Origin of the sequence: Pseudomonas sp. BF-R-19, assembly GCF_019956445.1 — a bacterium.
Classification (GTDB): domain Bacteria; phylum Pseudomonadota; class Gammaproteobacteria; order Pseudomonadales; family Pseudomonadaceae; genus Aquipseudomonas; species Aquipseudomonas fluorescens_BH.
The window spans coordinates 70,670-87,287 of the sequence record NZ_JAHBDN010000031.1; the positions used below are offsets into that span (position 1 = coordinate 70,670).

Sequence of the window (16,618 nt, forward strand, 5' to 3'; positions counted from 1 at the left end):
ACGCCTGCTACTCCTGATCTTCAGCCACCTCTTTCCAGCTGTCATCCGGATCAAAGCGCTTCATCGCCAGCGCCAGTTTTTCACCACCGGGGCCCAAGTCTTTCTCGAACACCTGTCCTTCATGACTGATCATGAAACTCATCACGCCGGTGTCGTTGTACTTCACCGGCCAGGCGATCAGCGCAAAGCCCCGGCTCATCTTGTCACCGATGAGGTAGCTGTAGGCGCCGCCCGGTGCCGAAGGACCCTGGCCATGAAGGATGCGGAAGCGGTAACCATGCCACTCTTCGTCGGCAATGGCTTTGCCGAACGAAGGCCCCAACGGGCTGATCTGGTCGCTGTCGTCTTCGGCCCAATAGAGTCCGTCGTGCTTGCCGGGGGTGCTGAAGATTTTCTGCGCATACTCGAGTGCGCCGTCATCGTCTCGATCCACCGACGCATAGTCCATCTGGGCATCGTGATAGGCCAGCACCGATTGCACTGCGGCAAGTTCATTGCGGCCGATCTGACGTGCGCGGATCTCGGCACTGCCGGCCTTCATGTCGAAGCGCCAACCGTCCGCGGCTTTGGTCATGGGGATGGGCAGTGTCCAGTTCTTGCTGCCAACCGCCAGGATCGCCTTGCGGTCGCTGGTGTTTTCAATGTGGTGTTGCTCGCGGTATTGCTGCAAGAACGCATCCACATCTTCGCGCTGCACGCCTTCGCGGGGGATGTAGCTGTGCCAGTCGCTGCCCAGCAGCTCGGTCAGGCGTGCCTGGTCGGAGTGTTCGGTGCCCAGTGCTTCGACAAAGGCTTGTGCTGCCTTTTCCGGGGTTGGAAAGGCCTGCTGTGCCGTCGCCATGCACGACCACAACAAGCCGGCGGCTATCGCCAGGACATGAGGGAGCAAGCCCGTGAGTCCCTTCAATCGAGGATGGTTTTTCAACGACGGCCCCCCCTTTGACGCGCTGGTGGATTGGACGGCCGGCTGACCTGGTGACCGGCCGATCGCGAGGCACTGGGGCGTTGGGCGGATGCCTGGCTGGCCCGGCCACGATTGGCCTGGACGTTGGCCTGGGACGGTGAACGAGCGCCGGCGAACGCATTGTTGCGGGCACTGCCGGCACTGGCGGCGGGCCGTTTATTCGTCGCTTGCCGCGTCTGCGCGGAGCCTTCTCTGCGCTGATTCAACTGGGTGCTCTGGTTCCTGGCCTGCTGGGTCTCTCTCCTGGGCTGCTGATTTTCCCGGGTGTTTCTGGCGGTACCCTGGCTTCTATCAGCTGCCTTGGGCCTGTCTGCACCGGCCTGTAACCGATTGTCGCCCGAAGTTCCGGACTGGAGTTTGCGCGTTTGATCACGGGCTTCGCGGTTGCTGGTGGCTGGTCGTTCGATACCGTGCCTGTCCATTGAGGTGCGGGCATTTTCACGGGCCTGGGCGCGTTGGGCATTGTCCCCGCGATAGGCTTCACGCTGACTGGCGCCGTTCAGTTGGCGGCCGTACTGTGCGCGACTCACATTGTCTCGATAGGGCACGCCATTGCGGTGCACCGGGTTGTGCTGCCATTTGTTATTGGTGATCCGGTTGTTGGCATTGATGTTGTTGTAGCGATTGACGTCGATGTCGACGTCGTTATTGCCCCAGTCACATTCACCCCACAACGATCCAATGATCGCCACACCGGCACCAAACGCGAGTCCGGCCATCAGGGCCTGGCCAGGGTAATAGGCCGGTGGCGGTGGATAGTACGCGGGCGGTGACGCCGGGTAGGGCCAGGTGCCGTAGGTGGTCGTCGGGTTATACGTGGGGACGTACACCACTTGCGGATCGGCAGGCTGAATGATGATGGTGGAGTTGCTGGCCGGGGCCGCTTCAGGGGCTGGAGCCGGTGCCGCAGTCGTGGTCGCCGGTGCCGGCGCCGGGACATTCTGGATCGTCACGTTCTGATATTGGTTGCTCTGCAGATTGCCGGCTGCCTGTGCCTGGCGCCGTAAGCGTTGCGCGCTTTCCATGAGATCGTCGGGCTGCGCCAGGAAAGCATCACCCAGGCGCTGGACCCAGACGGGATCCTGTCCCAGCAATGCCAGAACCTGCGGGAAGGCGACCAGTGCCTGCACGCTCGGATCCCAGGGCTGGTTCGCCACCTGTTTGACCGCATCGTCGCCCTTGGCGTCCGGGTGAGCTTTGGACCAGCTGACCGCCTCGCCAACTTCCCCGGGGTAAGTGGTGGCCATCAGTACCTGTGCAAACAGTGGGTCCGGGTAAAGCGCAATGGGCGCCAGCATCTGATCCAGCTGTTCCTGGGTAAATACCGGATCCTTGGTCACCGGGGCGGCCGGCGCTGTAGTGGCCGCGCTTGCCGGTGCGGGGGCGGCGGCGGGCGCCGGAACCGGGGCTGGTGCGGCAGCGGTCCCATCCGAACCCAGTGCCAGGCACGAAGATCCGCTCAAAAACAGTACGGCCGACAACGCGTAAAGTAATGGATTGTGCATTGCACCCCCCATGGGGTCAGGCAGGCTTGAAATGAGTGGATCAATCCCTGGCAGGTGAAGCCGACTTTGCAAGCCACAGAGCCCGGCCTCGACACCGCTTTCTAATGGTAGCAGTTGATTCGAAGAGTCAAGGATGCCTGGAAAATTGCGCCTCGATCACTGGGCGCTGGCATCGCTTTCGTGCTCTTCGGCGAATGCCATGAACACCTTCAGGTCCAGCACATCCAGCTTGATCTGGGCGATGAAGGCCGAGAAGGCCAGGTTGGCGGCCAGCAGACGCAGGTCGCTGGCCCAGGCCGGAAGATAGACCGGCCCCTTGAGCCAGCCGGATTCGAAAAGAGGCGCCAGGCGCACGGTGTCAGCCAGGCTGAGGCGCCCTGCAAAAAGATGCCCGACCAGTTCCGGCCGGTTATCGCGAATTGCGATACGCAGCAGGGTGTGGACACCGAGCAACCCGGTCAGGTAAGCGGCATCCTTGGTGAACGCCGAACCACCCCGCAGGTCGGCGCCGCGGAACACCCGTTGGGTCGAGCGGAAGGATTCCTCTTCTGTCTGCCCGGCCGCCAGAAAACCTTCGAACACCTGGATGAAGTCGGCACCTTCCAGCGCCTGCTGGACGGCGAGCACGCGCAGGGCCAGGCGACGCAGGCGGTTGATGTCCATGCTGCCGGTGAACAGTTCGGCCAGGGTGGCAATGCCTTCCTGGGTCTGGGTCGTACGGGGCGCCCCCAGTCCCAGGCTTGTGAGGTTGGGCTGGCGCGCGCCGTTTTGTGCCGTGGCGACATGCACGAAGGCCTCGTGTTGCAACAGTTGATGCTTGTCCAGTTCCGAGAACAGCGCGCTGGCTCGCAGGCGAATGCGGCTCGATCCGGCGATGGCCTTGGCGGCCAGGTTCGGATCGAGCACGACCGTGATCTGGCTGGCGCCGAAGAAGCGATCCAGTTCCGGTTGAATCCAGGCGGCGAACACCTTGGCCGGGATCTCGGCCGGGCAGGGTGGAATCCGCGCACCGCCCAGCAGGGCGTCGGTGGTCTTGAGGAAGAACCGGGCCGCGTCGAGCATGCTCAGTTGCAAGCGCGTGTAGTAGAAGTCCGGGCGCCGGTACAGCGCTGACGAATATTGGGTAAAGGCGGGAGTACCAATGGCCTCCAGCATGTGCCCGGCGGTGGCATAGCTACGGGCGGTCATGGCGAGGAAATTCCCGGCCGGATGCCCCACATCGCACTGGGTGATAAAGGTTTCCAGGGCGGCGATGTCGGCGCTGTGCTCGCGGGGCTGCAACTCGACCTTGGGTAACTCGGCCCGCCCGCCGCGCCATTTCGCCAGGAAGTCTTCCTCGACGCCGTCCGGCCAGGACAGGGCATCCAGCACGCGGATCTTGCGGGTCAGGCCGGGCAGGGCGGCATCGAGTTCGGACAGGGCGGCGCTCATGGAGATCTCCTTGAGGGACGAAGTGGCGTTACAAAAGCTTAGTCGTCACGCGCGGTTACGTTTTGGGCTGGCGGGCGGCGCGGGCAAATTCGATGAATGCCTTGAGCGCTGCGGGCACATGACGGCGACTGGGGTAATACAGGTGCAGACCCGGATAGTAGGGGCACCAATCGGCCAGCACCTGGACCAACCGGGCATCGGCCAGATACCCGCTGACCATGTCCTCGAACACATAGGCCAAACCCACACCTTGCAATGCCGGGCCGATCATCAGGCTGACATCGCCAAGCGTGAGCGGGCCGCTGACTTCGATTTCCTGGGTGATCGCGCCGCGTTCGAGTTCCCATCGGTACATCGCGCCGCTGGGGAAGCGATGGCGGATGCACGGCAGGCCATGCAAGTCTTCTGGTTTGCGTGGTGCCACATGCTGTTCGAAGAATGCCGGTGAGCCCACGACCACCGAACGCATGTTCGGCCCGATGGGCAGTGAAACCATGTCGGCTTCCAGGCGGTTGCCAAAGCGTACCCCCGCGTCAAAGCCGCCGGCCACCACGTCCACCAGTGCGTCGCTCTCGACGATCTCCAGCCGGATGTCCGGATACACCTGCAAAAACTGGCTGACGATCGGCAGCAGCACCAACTCGCATGCCTGTCGACCTGCGGTGATGCGCAGGTTGCCTGAGGGCTTGTCGCGAAAGTTATTGAGGTCTTCCAGCGCATCATCGATGTCACGGAAGGCCGGTTTCAGTCGGGTGTAAAGGCGTTCCCCGGCGTCAGTCAAGGCCACGCTACGAGTGGTGCGGTTGAACAGGCGTACGCCCAGGCGATTCTCCAGGGCGCGCAATGAGTGACTCAAGGCCGAGGGCGTGAGGCCCAGTTCCACCGCCGCACGACTGAAGTTCAGGTGCTGGGCGATGCACAGGAAGATCGACAGGTCAGCAGTGGAGGGGGATTTCATTTGTGAGCGCCTTTCACAAAGTCATGCAAAATTGCTGGGATTATCACATCAGTAGCACAGCCTTAAAGTGGCATCAACTCATCGAGAAGGCCCGGCAATAACGCTTGGGTCGCTGACAGGAGGAGTTGAAATGCGTACCTGGTTCATTACTGGCGCTTCCCGTGGTTTTGGCACCCTCATCGCAGAACACGCCCTGCGTGCCGGCGACGCGGTCATTGCCACCGCCCGCAATCCACAAGACATCACCGATCGCCTGGGTGATCACCCGAACCTGCTGGCCGTGCGGCTGGATGTCACCCGCGAGGAAGAAGCCCATCAGGCGGTCGCCGAAGGCATCAAGCGTTTCGGGCGCATTGACGTGCTGATCAACAATGCCGGTTTCGGGGTGCTCGGCGCGGTGGAGGAAACCAGTGCCAGCGAGACGGAACGTCTGTTCGCCACCAACGTGTTCGGCGTGCTCAACGTCACCCGCGCGGTACTGCCGCACATGCGTCGCCAGCGTAGCGGTCACGTCATCAACATCTCGTCGATTGGCGGTTATCAGGCCTACATGGGCTGGGGCGTCTACGGTTCCACCAAGTTTGCGGTAGAGGGCATTACCGAAGCGCTGCATCAGGAACTGGCGCCCTTGGGCATCCATGCGACAGTCGTCGAGCCCGGGTTCTTCCGCACCGATTTCCTGGACGAGCAGTCGCTGATCAAGACCGCCCTGGAACTGCCGGACTATGAGGAAACCGTCGGCAAGATGCGCCAGTTCGCCGAAGGCGCCAACCATGCGCAGCCAGGGGATCCGGTGAAGTTTGCTGAAGCGATGCTCGCACTGGTCAACGCCCCGAAACCGCCACAACGCCTGGCGCTGGGCAGTGACACCCTGGCGCGAATCGAGGCGAAAAACCGTTTTGTAGAGACGGAACTGAGTGAGTGGAAAGCATTGGCGCTGTCCACCGACTTTGAGGTCTGAGGCGGCATCGATCTGCTCATTCCGGATGACGTACGGTGTGTCAATCAGGCCTCAGAGCAGGCTCCACGACACCCCGAGGTACATCGCCATGCCCTCGCCTGGGGTGGATCGTGCCGCGTCCAGCCCTTTGTCGTCGTAGCCGGGTGTGACCGTGGCGGCATAGTGCTTGTCGGTCAGGTTGCGCAGGTCCAGCCAGGTCTGCCAGTCGCCCTTGGGCGCGTTGTAGCCCAGTGTGGCGCCGAATATGGCGTAGGGATCGGCGTAGTAGCTGTTGGCGTAATCGACCGCGACCTTGGACACCCATTGCGTGTTGACCGCGGCGAAAAAGCCTTGTGGCCAGTCGTAGCGCAGTTCGCCCTGGTAATAGTGCATCGGCAGGCCCGGCAGGCGGTTGTCGCCGAAGCGCTCATCGTCGCGGTAGTGGAAGTCACTGAAGGTATAGCTCTGGCGCAGGCTCAATTGGCCGCCATCCTCCGGCGACCAGAGGGGGCTCAGCAGGCTGGCTTCCACGCCCTGGTGCACGGTGGGGCTGGCGTTGAGCTCGTAGGGCGTGGTGGCGTTGGCGTCCGGCAACACCGAAAGCAGTTCATGGCGCACCTGGGTGTAGTACCAGGCCAGGCTCCACTGCCCCAGCGTGCTGTCACCGCGGCCGCCGATTTCCAGGGTAGTGGCGGTCTGGTTTTGCAGCGTGATTGGTTGGCGCTGGGCGCCCGTGGCGACGCCGCTGCCTGCGGGGAATCGGATGTTCGAGCTATAGATCAGCGACCACGGGTGCGGTGCCTCGACCGAGCGGCTGAGATTGCCGAACAGTTGCAGGTCTGGTGTCAGTTGGTAGCGCAGGCCCACGCGCGGGGCGTAGTCCCAGTCGTGCAGACTGGTCTTGCCACCTTCTTGCGGGTAAGTGACAGCGCTTTCCCGGCGGGTGTAGATCGCGGCGAGGCCGGTGGTCAGCCACAGGTCGTCGGCGATCTCCAGGTCATTGCCGGCATGCAGGACCGTGTCCGAGCCCTGGTAGGTGAAGTTGCGAATCAGTGTGCCCGGTGCATAACCGGCGGTGTTGCCGGTGGGGATGCGCACGAACTCGCTGGCACCGGCGTTGGGCAGGTGTTTGGTCACTCGCAGGCCCAGGGTGCTTTGGCTTTGCAGCCCCCAGAGCGTGTCGCGACGCTTGTAGTCGAACGTGCCGCTGACGTCGGTGTACGCCACCTTCAGGCGGTTGGGACCCTCGCTCAAGTCCATGGGATAGTCGTGGTAGACAAGGCCGGTCTGGATGCTCGAATCGTCATCGATGTACCAGGTGGTCTTGTTGCCGATAAAGGTGCTGCCCGGCTCGTCGCGGCGGTCGTCCCGCGCCACGTAGACCGGGTTGGCCGCCCGTGGGTCATGCTCGATGGAGTGCTTGGTCACCCGTCCCGCGAGGTCGTTGTCGGTCTGGCGGTGGCGCAGGTAGAAGCGTGTTTCCAGGTTGGCGTTGAAGCGATAACCGAAGTTGGCGATGACACCCTGGCTCTCGCTGGCCGTGTGGTCCTGGTAGCCGTCGGCGTTGGCGTCGGTCATGGCCACGTAGTAATCGAAGGCGCCGAGCACCTGCCCTGAACTGATCTGGCGCTGCTGATAGCCGTGACTGCCCGTTGCGTAGCGTACCTGCAACTTCGGCGCGTCGTAGCCGGTATGGCTGACGTAATCGATGACCCCGCCCAAGGCCAGGGCACCCCGGTCGAACCCGTTGGCGCCGCGCAGCACTTCCACATGATCGAGCCACAGCGGTTCCAGCAATTCATAGGGCGTGCCGCCGGGGCCGGTCAGCGGCAGACCGTCGAGCAGGGTGTACAGCCCCGAGGCGTGGGCGCCCGGTGCACGGTTGATGCCCGATCCGCGGATCGAGATCTTCACCCCTTCGTTGCCCGCCGACTGGGCATAGATCCCCGGCTGGTAAGCCAGCACATCCTGATTGCTGGCCACGCGGCCCTGCAACGGACGGCGCATGTCGACCAGGTTGGTGCCGCCGGGAACCTGGGCCAGCCGGGCCCTGGCGTCTTCGATCCCCTGGTCTTCGTCACTCTGGTCCTCGGCGCCAATCAGCACTTGCCCCAGCTCCAGGCCCTGAGCCGCGGTCATGGCCGGACAAACGAGGGCCAGGCCCAGCAACGCAGCGGGCAAGGAATGAGGCGAGGGCATTGGGGAAACTCCAGACGTACAAGAACGGGCAATGAACAGTGCGACGCAAGAAGGAACGAAGGGAGCACATGGCAATTTTGTTATTTTGTTTCCCCGCCAAGGGCTGGCGGCTATCGGTTCAGCAGCGGTGCCAGCAATGCACACATACCGCGCCAGTGCGAACCCTCCCAGTAAACCCGTTGGCAGGCGTCGCAACGCAGGAAGCGTGAATAGAGGACGCCAATGCGTGGCGGCACCTGCGTCCGGGCCAGTTCCAGGCTGATTTCGTGCAGCGGCAGGTTGCAATGAAGGCACAGGCTGAATGGCCGCGCGCTACGCGCCAGGTCGAGGCGCTCGTACAATTCGCGCAGTTGCAGCGACGGTTTCAGGGCATGCACATAACAGCCGTGGCTGATGATTCGCCGCTTGAGCAGTTCGCGGTCGCGGGTCAGCACGATGCGGCCTTGTTGTGCAGCGATCTCGGCGATCTCGCCATCCTCGAAGGCATTGTCGTAGAGGGTGTCGAAGCCGCTCATGCGCAGCAGGCTGGCCAGCCCGCCAAGGTGCGCATCCGCGACGAAGCGCAGCACCCGTAAAGGTTGCGCACGAACCTTGAGCAGCGGGCTGATGTCCAGCGCTTCGAACTTGGGATACACCGCCAGCCGGTCACTGTCGAGGATCACCCGCTCCAGGCCCACCGACTCGCCGTTGAGCAGCACCAGTTCGACCTCGGTGTGCGGCACGCCGAGCGCCTCGATCATGTGCTTGACCGTCGCCCCTTGCGCGCACTGGCAGGTGAAGGGTTGCCGCCGCCGTTCGGCCGGCAGGAAATCGTTGAGCTCCTCGTAGAAGCGGAAAGTTGCACTGGTCATGTTGAACAGTATGGCAGGGCTGCGGGATGTGCGAGCCTGGTCCGGACCACACCCATCTCGCTTGGGAGTGATCGACTTGCCTGCTTATCACGATTTAGCCACTACAAAGCCTGTAACAGGGTGCCCGAAATCTCATTGGGCACGGGCTCATCGGCCGCCTGCGAACTCCTCTCTGGTTTCACCAGGCTGTCAGAGGAGTCAACACTTGTTTTTTGACAAGGTGGAACCACGTAGGGCCACAGTCCTCAGTCGGCTGTGGAAAGCCCATACTTGTGTGCGTAGGCGTACAGATCTACGCGGTTCGTCAGGCCCAGCTTGCTGTAGATCGATGTCAAATGGTTGCGCAGCGTGTGCTCGCTGATGTGCAGTTTCTCGGCCACCAACTTGCCAGGGGCTGAGGGGTCGCTGGCCAGCGATGCAATGGTTTGCTGTTCGCGGCGCGTCAGCTTGGCGATTTTGTGTTGCTCCGGGTCTATATCGCGCTCGGTTTTCTTGCGCGCCAGTTCAAGGAAGATACGGCTGGTCGCATTGCGGTCAATCCAGAGTTCGCCGTCATGCACTTTTTCTATGGCTTTGAGCAATGTCGAGGCGGATGCCGACTCCCGCTTATCCACCACGCCACGTGCGCCCGCCAGCACCGCACGGTCATGCAGCGCCACGTCGCTCGACCCTGTCACTACCAGAATCCTGGCTTTGGTCCGGTTGTGCAATTCGGCCAGCGACTCGATACAGTCCTCGCTGTCCAGGTCCAGCACCACCACATCTGGCGCGCATGGGTGCAGTGAAAGCAGGTACTCCGCCACCGACGCCGCCGAGCCCGCCAGCATCAACCTCGGTTGAGCGCTTTCCACCAGACGCTCAAGGCCCCAGGCCACGAGCGGTAGAGCGACTAACTGGACTTGAATTGGCATGCGGGTCGCTGCCTCTTTAGGCGGGTTGTGTTAGCTGATCATGATAGCAATCGTTGCAACCCGTAGCTTTTTTCTATAGCGCTTCAGGCACCCCCTCCCATGACATTTGTCCCGTAAAACACTGTTTTCATGGGTGATTGACTCCCAGAAAAAAAGGGATAGCGCACTCATGTAAAAAACAGCGGTCGTTTTTAGACTGCAGCCATGAAAGACGCACACCGAATTGAGCCCCGTGAACAAGTCACCCTGTCGCTGCAACTGACCGGCGGGGGCAGCGGTGTCACCCGTGACATCAGCGCCTCCGGTTTGTATTTCGAAACCGAAAGCGAGCAGCAGGTGGGTAGCTTGATTGACTTCGAGATCGAACTCGACACCCCCGGCGGCCCCATGAAGTTCAAGGCGCAAGGACAAATCGTGCGCATTGAGCCGCAGGGCGGCAGGGTCGGGGTGGGCGTGAAGCTGCTGGCCAGCCGGCTGGTACCGGTGGAGTGAAGTGTTCGTGGGTTGAGGAAGAATCGGCTTGTGGCTGTTAGCGGTCCACAGCGGTTTTTTGCTCAGAGAGACATTCATGGGAGAAAGACATGGCTAGCACCACAACTACCAGCGGCGGAACCGTTACTTCATTTTCCAACACGCCGCAGGCGAAGGATGACGTCTATACCACCACTGAAAATCTGCTGGGGGTCGTGTATTGGGACGTCATGTCCAATGACCTCGGCGGCAGCGCGAAGACACTCTGGTCACTCGATAACGCGGACAGTCTTTCTACTGCCACCAAGGTTTCTGCTCCGGCCGACCTCCTGGTCCAGGATACGGCGAGGGCTGAGGCGACGAGCACTGACACCAGCGAGAATGGTGCAAAGATCTGGATCACCTCGGACGGTAAGGTCGGCTACGACGCCGCTACTTTTTCAGAGGCTTTCAAGGCACAACTCCAGGCGCTTGCGACTGGCGAGCTCCTGACGGACAGCTTTACCTATGCGATGCGTCTCGGCAATGGAACGCTCAGTTGGGCCACCGCGACAGTGCAGTTTTCGGGCGTGAATGATGGTGTGACGATCTGCATCGGCGCGCAGGCCGGCATAGTGACCGAAGACGCCGACACCACTGCGAGCACGACCGACTCGCTGACGGCCAGCGGCACGATTACCTTCAATGACATCGACCTGAGCGACACGCACACGGCGACGTTCGCGCCGGCGGCGGGCAACGCTACTCATCTTGGTACGTTCGAGCTCTCGGCGGTAAGCGAAGCAGCGAACGCGGCCAACGGTTCGGTGCAATGGACGTACAACCTTAGCAATGCGGCGGCGCAGTACCTGGCCCAGGGACAGACAGTCTCCGAAACTTACCTGGTCACCATCAGCGATGGTCATGGCTCGTCGGTAACGCAGAATGTGACCGTCACCATCACGGGCACCAATGACGCGCCGACGGTGGCGGCGGCAGAGGTCGAAAGCGGTGCGGTGACCGAAGACGGCACCACGGTGGCCAGCGGTAGCTTCGCCTTCGGCGACGTGGACCTGGCCGATGACGCACATGTGGCCAGCGTGAGCGCGCCGGCCGGTGCGCTGGGTACGCTGGTGGCCAATGTCAGCGACGAGAGCACGGACGACGCTGCGGGCAGCGTGGGCTGGACCTATACGCTGAACAACAGTGCGGCGCAGTACCTGGCCGAGGGCCAGACCAAGACCGAAGTGTTCACGGTGACGCTGACCGACGATTTCGGGGCGGCGGTGACCAAGGAAGTGACGATTACCCTGACCGGCACCAACGACCGGCCGACGCTGACCATCGACGACACGACCGGGGCGATGAACGAAGGCAACGGCGCGGCCACGCTGAGCGACAGCGGGGTGCTGAGCTTTGCCGATCTGGACAGCAGCGACACGGTGACGGTCAGCCAGAGCGCCAACGACGACCTCGTGTGGAGTGGCGGTACCCTCGGCGCGGCGCAGGCTGCGGCGCTGGTCGCCGGTTTCTCGGTCGATCAGGCCGGCTGGACCTACAGCAGCAGCGAGAACCTGGACTTCCTGAGCGCCGGTGAAACCATCAGCTTCTCCTACACCGTGGTGGCCACCGACGACAGCGGCGCGGGCAACGCAGCCTCGGCGACGCAGACCGTCACCATCACCATTATCGGCAGCAACGATGCGCCAGTGCTCAGCTTCGCGACGGGCAATGATGCCGGCGCGGTGCAGGAAGACACCAAACTCAGTGTGACTGGCCAGTTCAGCTCGGCCGACATCGATCACGATGCCACGGCGACCTGGAGCATTGCGGGTACGGATACGGGCATCTACGGCTCGATCGCCGTGGACAACACCGGCAAGTGGACTTACACGCTGGCCAATGGCACCAATGGTGTCGCCAGTGCGGTGCAATCACTGAAGTCTGGCGAGACTCACAACGAAGTGTTCAGCGTGCAGGTCAGCGACGGCCTCGGCGGCGTCGACACCCAACTGGTGACTATCACCGTCACCGGCAACAACGATGCGCCGGTGCTCAGCTTCGCGACGGGCAATGATACCGGCGCGGTGCAGGAAGATACCAAACTCAGCGTGACTGGCCAGTTCAGCTCGGCCGACATCGATCACGATGCCACGGTGACCTGGACCATCAATGGCCCGTCAACAAGCACCTACGGTTCGATCGCCGTGGACAGCACCGGCCAGTGGACCTACACGCTGGCCAATGGCACCGATGGCGTTGCCAGTGCGGTGCAGTCGCTGAAGGCCGGCGAGAGCCACGATGACGTGTTTACGGTGCAGGTCAGCGACGGCCTGGGTGGCGTGGACACCCAGCTGGTGACCGTCACCATTACCGGCAGCAATGACGCACCCGTGCTCAGCTTCGCGACGGGCAATGCTGCCGGTGCGGTGCAGGAAGACGGCACGCTCAGCGTGAATGGCCAGTTCAGCTCGGCCGACATCGATCACGATGCCACGGCGACCTGGACCATCAATGGCCCGTCAACAAGCACCTACGGTTCGATCGCCGTGGACAGCACCGGCCAGTGGACCTACACGCTGGCCAATGGCGCCGATGGTGTCGCCAGTGCGGTGCAGTCGTTGAAGGCGGGCGAGAGTCATAATGATGTGTTTACGGTGCAAGTCAGCGACGGCCTGGGCGGCGTGGACACCCAACTGGTGACTATCACTGTCACCGGCAGCAACGACGCCGCCGTGCTGTCCTCGGCCAGCGTTACGCTGAGCGAAACCAATGCTCCGCTGACCACCGGCGGCAGCCTGACCATTAGCGATATCGACAGCCCGGAAAGCTTCCAGGCGCAGTCCAACACCGCCGGCAGCTACGGCCAGTTCTCCATCGGCACCGGCGGTGTCTGGACCTACATCGCCAACTCCGCCCACAACGAGTTCGCCGCCGGCACCACCTACACCGACACCTTCGCGGTGAGCAGTGCCGACGGCACCCTCACTTCGGTCACCGTGCATATCCTCGGCACCAATGATGCGGCCGTGCTGTCCGCCGACATCGCCAACCTTACCGAGACCAATGCCGCCGTCGACATTTCCACCACCGGCACCCTGACCATCAGCGACGTCGACAGCGCCGCAACCTTCGTCGCTCAAACCAACACCGCCGGCAGCTACGGCCAGTTCTCCATCGGCACCGGCGGTGCCTGGACCTACGTCGCCAACTCCGCCCACAACGAGTTCGCCGCCGGCACCACCTACACCGACACCTTCGCGGTGAGCAGTGCCGACGGCACCCTCACTTCGGTCACCGTGCATATCCTCGGCACCAATGATGCGGCCGTGCTGTCCGCCGACATCGCCAACCTTACCGAGACCAATGCCGCCGTCGACATTTCCACCACCGGCACCCTGACCATCAGCGACGTCGACAGCGCCGCAACCTTCGTCGCGCAAACCAACACCGCCGGCAGCTACGGCCAGTTCTCCATCGGCACCGACGGTGCCTGGACCTACGTCGCCAGTTCCGCCCACAACGAGTTCGCCGCCGGTACCACCTACACCGACACCTTCGCGGTGAGCAGTGCCGACGGCACCCTCACTTCGGTCACCGTGCATATCCTCGGCACCAACGATGCCGCCGTGCTGTCCGCCGACATCGCCAACCTCACCGAGACCAATGCCGCCGTCGACATTTCCACCGCCGGCACCCTGACCATCAGCGACGTCGACAGCGCCGCAACCTTCGTCGCGCAAACCGACACCGCCGGCAGCTACGGCCAGTTCTCCATCGGCACCGGCGGTGCCTGGACCTACGTCGCCAGTTCCGCCCACAACGAGTTCGCCGCCGGTACCACCTACACCGACACCTTCGCGGTGAGCAGTGCCGACGGCACCCTCACTTCGGTCACCGTGCATATCGCCGGCAGCAACGACTCACCGACGATCACTTCCAACGGTGGCGGTGCGACGGCTTCGATCGACGTGACGGAGAACGCCTCGGCGGTCACGACGGTGGCGGCGACCGATGCTGATTTGCCGGCGCAGACGCTGAGCTACTCGCTCCTGAATACGGCCGGGACGGACTTCAGCAAGTTCTCGATCAGTTCGAGCGGGGTGCTGACGTTCAATTCGGCGCCCGATTACGAGAATCCCCAGGATGTCGGTGGTACCGATGGCGACAACGCCTACGTTGTGGATGTTCAGGTGGCCGACGCCAGTGGCGGAATCGATACGCAGACGATTACGGTAAACGTGCAGAACGTCGTTGAAACTCCGATTGATACAACACCGCCAGCGTCACCGACTGGGCTGACTTACAACAACTCCGGTACAAACCATAAGCTTTCAGGGAGCGCCGAAGCTAATTCATTCATTAAGGTTTACCTGGACAATGGCAATGGCGTGTTTGGCGCCGGCGACACAGAAATTGGGACCGGAACGACCAATACCGGCGGTCAATTCGCCAATATTGATTTGACTGGCAAGTTTACGGGTACCAAGACGCTATTTGTCACGGCTATGGACGCGGCAGGCAACGTTAGTGCTGCAACAAGCATTAGCCTGACTTACCCTGCGGGAGTGTCCGGAGAAGCAATAAACCTTGCGATTGCTGATCCATCGGCAGGCCTGAGCGATAGCTTTGTTGTCACAATTGCCGACGTTCCGTCAAATTGGACTCTAAACGCCGGAATCAACAACGGCGACGGCACCTGGACCGTGCAGACCAGCGATCCCGGAGCATTGACAGTGACAACAACAGAAGGCTTCGCGGGCGCTGCGGTACTCCACATCAACATGACCTGGACTAACGCCGACGGCTGTGTGGGCAGTTCCTATGTATTCAATAACGTCGAGGCCTTTGCCCCCGGCACGCCGATTTTCGCCTTGTCCGCTGACGACAACCTGACCGGTTCGTCCGGTGCCGACACCTTCGTCTTCGCCCAGCCGATCGGCAACAATCAGATCTACAGTTTCGATGCCATGGCAGACAAGATCGACATGATCGGCTTCACGGGTGTCACCGGTTTTGCTGACTTGAGCATCACTAACGACGCCAATGGCAATGCACTGGTCAGCATAAGCTCCGGCCAGACGATCACCCTGAAAGGTGTCGATGCAGCGAACTTGAGCGAAGCGAACTTCCAGTTCGATGTGGACCCGATCACCAACAACGCCGGTACCCTCACCATTGCCGACGGCGCGATCATGCCGTTCGGTGGCAGCATCCATAACAGCGGCACCATCGAACTCGGCTCCACCGGCAGCTCGACCAACCTTGAGATTCTGTTCCGTGGCGCGACCTTGACCGGTGGCGGCCAGGTGCTGCTATCCGACAACGCGCAAAACGTGATTTTCGGCGGCAGCGCGGACACGGTGCTCACCAATGCCGACAACACCATCTCGGGTGCCGGTCAGTTGGGAGCGGGGCAGATGATGCTGGTCAACTCGGGCCTGATCCTTGCCAGCGGCGTCAATGCGCTGGTGATCGATACCGGTAGCAGCGCCGTCACCAATACGGGCGTGCTGCAAGCCAGCGGCAGCGGCGGATTGGTGATTGAAAGTGCGCTCCTCAACAGCGGTAGCCTGTGGGCGAACGATGGCAATATCACCATCCACGCAGATGTAAGTGGTGCGGGAAGCGCGACTATCAGCGGTTCGGCGATGCTCGAATTCGCTGCTGCCTCCGATCAACATGTGACGTTTGACAGCGGCGCGGCAGGCACGCTCAAGCTCGATATGTCGGCGGCGTTCAGTGGCAGCGTCAGCGGTTTTACTGCGGGTGACAAGCTGGAATTTGGCGATGTTGCGTTCGGTGCCAATACGCAGATCACCTATGCAGCGAATGACACAGGCACCGGCGGCATGTTGAGCGTGAGCGACGGTGCGCATGTGTCGCAGTTCGCGCTGAACGGCCAATATGCGGCCGCGGGTTTGCAGGCGAACGCCGAGGGCAGCGGCAGTGAGCTGGCCTACGATGCAGCGGCGGCAAACCACACCATGCTGGGCGGCCTGGCCAACGACATTCTGCTCGGCGGTGCGGGTGACGATCTGTTCTTCGGCGGGCTGGGCAACGACACGCTCAACGGCGGCCTCGGCAACGATACCTTCATGTTTGCTGCGGCAGGCTTCGGCAACGACTCGATCCAGGGCTTCGATATCGATCCGGCCGCAGGGCAGGACTTGCTCAATATCGCGGGGCTGGGGATCAGCAGCGAGACGTTCGCTGCCAACGTGAACATTGCGGCTGACGGGGCGGACACGGTGATCGGGATCGGAGTGGACACTATTCGCCTTGTCGGTGTTAACAGTGCAGGTATCGATCAGGCGGACTTTATCCTGACGGCATGATGCTTTTGCTGCAGGCCGCACGTAGCTATGCGGTTGCAGACCCCATCGCGGATAAATCCGCGATGGGGTCT

At 62.1% G+C, this 16,618-nt stretch carries 10 protein-coding genes; 3 read left to right on the forward strand and 7 right to left on the reverse strand.

Annotation, left to right across the window (positions count from 1 at the left end):
- Positions 1-7: 7 nt before the first annotated feature.
- The 4 genes from KGB28_RS03330 to KGB28_RS03345 form a co-directional block, all read right to left on the reverse strand.
- Positions 8-841, reverse strand: coding sequence for a DUF2950 domain-containing protein (locus KGB28_RS03330; protein ID WP_151214424.1), 834 nt, complete (start codon positions 839-841; stop codon positions 8-10).
- An 80-nt stretch (positions 842-921) separates the two neighbouring features.
- A complete protein-coding gene (locus KGB28_RS03335) occupies positions 922-2,469 on the reverse strand; it encodes a DUF3300 domain-containing protein (protein ID WP_223442298.1) in 1,548 nt (515 codons plus the stop codon).
- Positions 2,470-2,625: 156 nt separating this feature from the next.
- On the reverse strand, positions 2,626-3,900 hold the full coding sequence (locus tag KGB28_RS03340; RefSeq protein ID WP_223442301.1) for a flavohemoglobin expression-modulating QEGLA motif protein: 1,275 nt from the start codon (positions 3,898-3,900) through the stop codon (positions 2,626-2,628).
- Between the two features lie 55 nt (positions 3,901-3,955).
- Positions 3,956-4,858, reverse strand: a complete 903-nt coding sequence (locus KGB28_RS03345) for a LysR family transcriptional regulator (protein ID WP_223442303.1) — start codon at positions 4,856-4,858, stop codon at positions 3,956-3,958.
- Positions 4,859-4,988: 130 nt separating this feature from the next.
- Here KGB28_RS03345 and KGB28_RS03350 point away from each other — a divergent pair, with 130 nt between their 5' ends.
- Positions 4,989-5,819, forward strand: coding sequence for an oxidoreductase (locus KGB28_RS03350; RefSeq protein WP_223442306.1), 831 nt, complete (start codon positions 4,989-4,991; stop codon positions 5,817-5,819).
- Positions 5,820-5,870: 51 nt separating this feature from the next.
- Here the strand turns inward: KGB28_RS03350 and KGB28_RS03355 are convergent, their stop codons facing one another.
- The 3 genes from KGB28_RS03355 to KGB28_RS03365 all read right to left on the reverse strand — a co-directional run bounded on the left by KGB28_RS03355 (position 5,871) and on the right by KGB28_RS03365 (position 9,759).
- Positions 5,871-7,997 (reverse strand): TonB-dependent receptor family protein, encoded by a 2,127-nt coding sequence (locus KGB28_RS03355; protein WP_223442309.1) that lies wholly within the window; start codon positions 7,995-7,997, stop codon positions 5,871-5,873.
- A 110-nt stretch (positions 7,998-8,107) separates the two neighbouring features.
- A complete protein-coding gene (locus KGB28_RS03360; RefSeq protein WP_223442312.1) occupies positions 8,108-8,848 on the reverse strand; it encodes a Mut7-C ubiquitin/RNAse domain-containing protein in 741 nt (246 codons plus the stop codon).
- A gap of 245 nt (positions 8,849-9,093) precedes the next feature.
- Complete coding sequence (locus tag KGB28_RS03365) at positions 9,094-9,759, reverse strand: LuxR C-terminal-related transcriptional regulator (protein ID WP_223442313.1); 666 nt, start codon at positions 9,757-9,759, stop codon at positions 9,094-9,096.
- Between the two features lie 204 nt (positions 9,760-9,963).
- Between KGB28_RS03365 and KGB28_RS03370 the strand changes: the two genes are divergently transcribed.
- Together KGB28_RS03370 and KGB28_RS03375 are read left to right on the forward strand one after the other, a co-directional pair.
- The gene (locus KGB28_RS03370) at positions 9,964-10,251 is read left to right on the forward strand and encodes a PilZ domain-containing protein (RefSeq protein ID WP_150725532.1); all 288 of its coding nucleotides are present in this window, start codon (positions 9,964-9,966) and stop codon (positions 10,249-10,251) included.
- Positions 10,252-10,340: 89 nt separating this feature from the next.
- Positions 10,341-16,547: a VCBS domain-containing protein gene (locus KGB28_RS03375; RefSeq protein ID WP_223442315.1), complete on the forward strand. Its 6,207-nt coding sequence runs from the start codon at positions 10,341-10,343 to the stop codon at positions 16,545-16,547.
- The last annotated feature ends 71 nt before the right edge of the window (positions 16,548-16,618 follow it).

Bases quoted from the DNA above. Each gene is read 5' to 3' on its own strand.
- KGB28_RS03350 (WP_223442306.1), top strand. From the start codon at position 4,989: ATGCGTACCTGGTTCATTACTGGCGCTTCCCGTGGTTTTGGCACCCTC.
- KGB28_RS03370 (WP_150725532.1), top strand. From the start codon at position 9,964: ATGAAAGACGCACACCGAATTGAGCCCCGTGAACAAGTCACCCTGTCG.
- KGB28_RS03345 (WP_223442303.1), bottom strand. From the start codon at position 4,858: ATGAAATCCCCCTCCACTGCTGACCTGTCGATCTTCCTGTGCATCGCC.
- KGB28_RS03360 (WP_223442312.1), bottom strand. From the start codon at position 8,848: ATGACCAGTGCAACTTTCCGCTTCTACGAGGAGCTCAACGATTTCCTG.
- KGB28_RS03365 (WP_223442313.1), bottom strand. From the start codon at position 9,759: ATGCCAATTCAAGTCCAGTTAGTCGCTCTACCGCTCGTGGCCTGGGGC.
- KGB28_RS03335 (WP_223442298.1), bottom strand. From the start codon at position 2,469: ATGCACAATCCATTACTTTACGCGTTGTCGGCCGTACTGTTTTTGAGC.
- KGB28_RS03355 (WP_223442309.1), bottom strand. From the start codon at position 7,997: ATGCCCTCGCCTCATTCCTTGCCCGCTGCGTTGCTGGGCCTGGCCCTC.
- KGB28_RS03375 (WP_223442315.1), top strand. From the start codon at position 10,341: ATGGCTAGCACCACAACTACCAGCGGCGGAACCGTTACTTCATTTTCC.
- KGB28_RS03330 (WP_151214424.1), bottom strand. From the start codon at position 841: ATGGCGACGGCACAGCAGGCCTTTCCAACCCCGGAAAAGGCAGCACAA.
- KGB28_RS03340 (WP_223442301.1), bottom strand. From the start codon at position 3,900: ATGAGCGCCGCCCTGTCCGAACTCGATGCCGCCCTGCCCGGCCTGACC.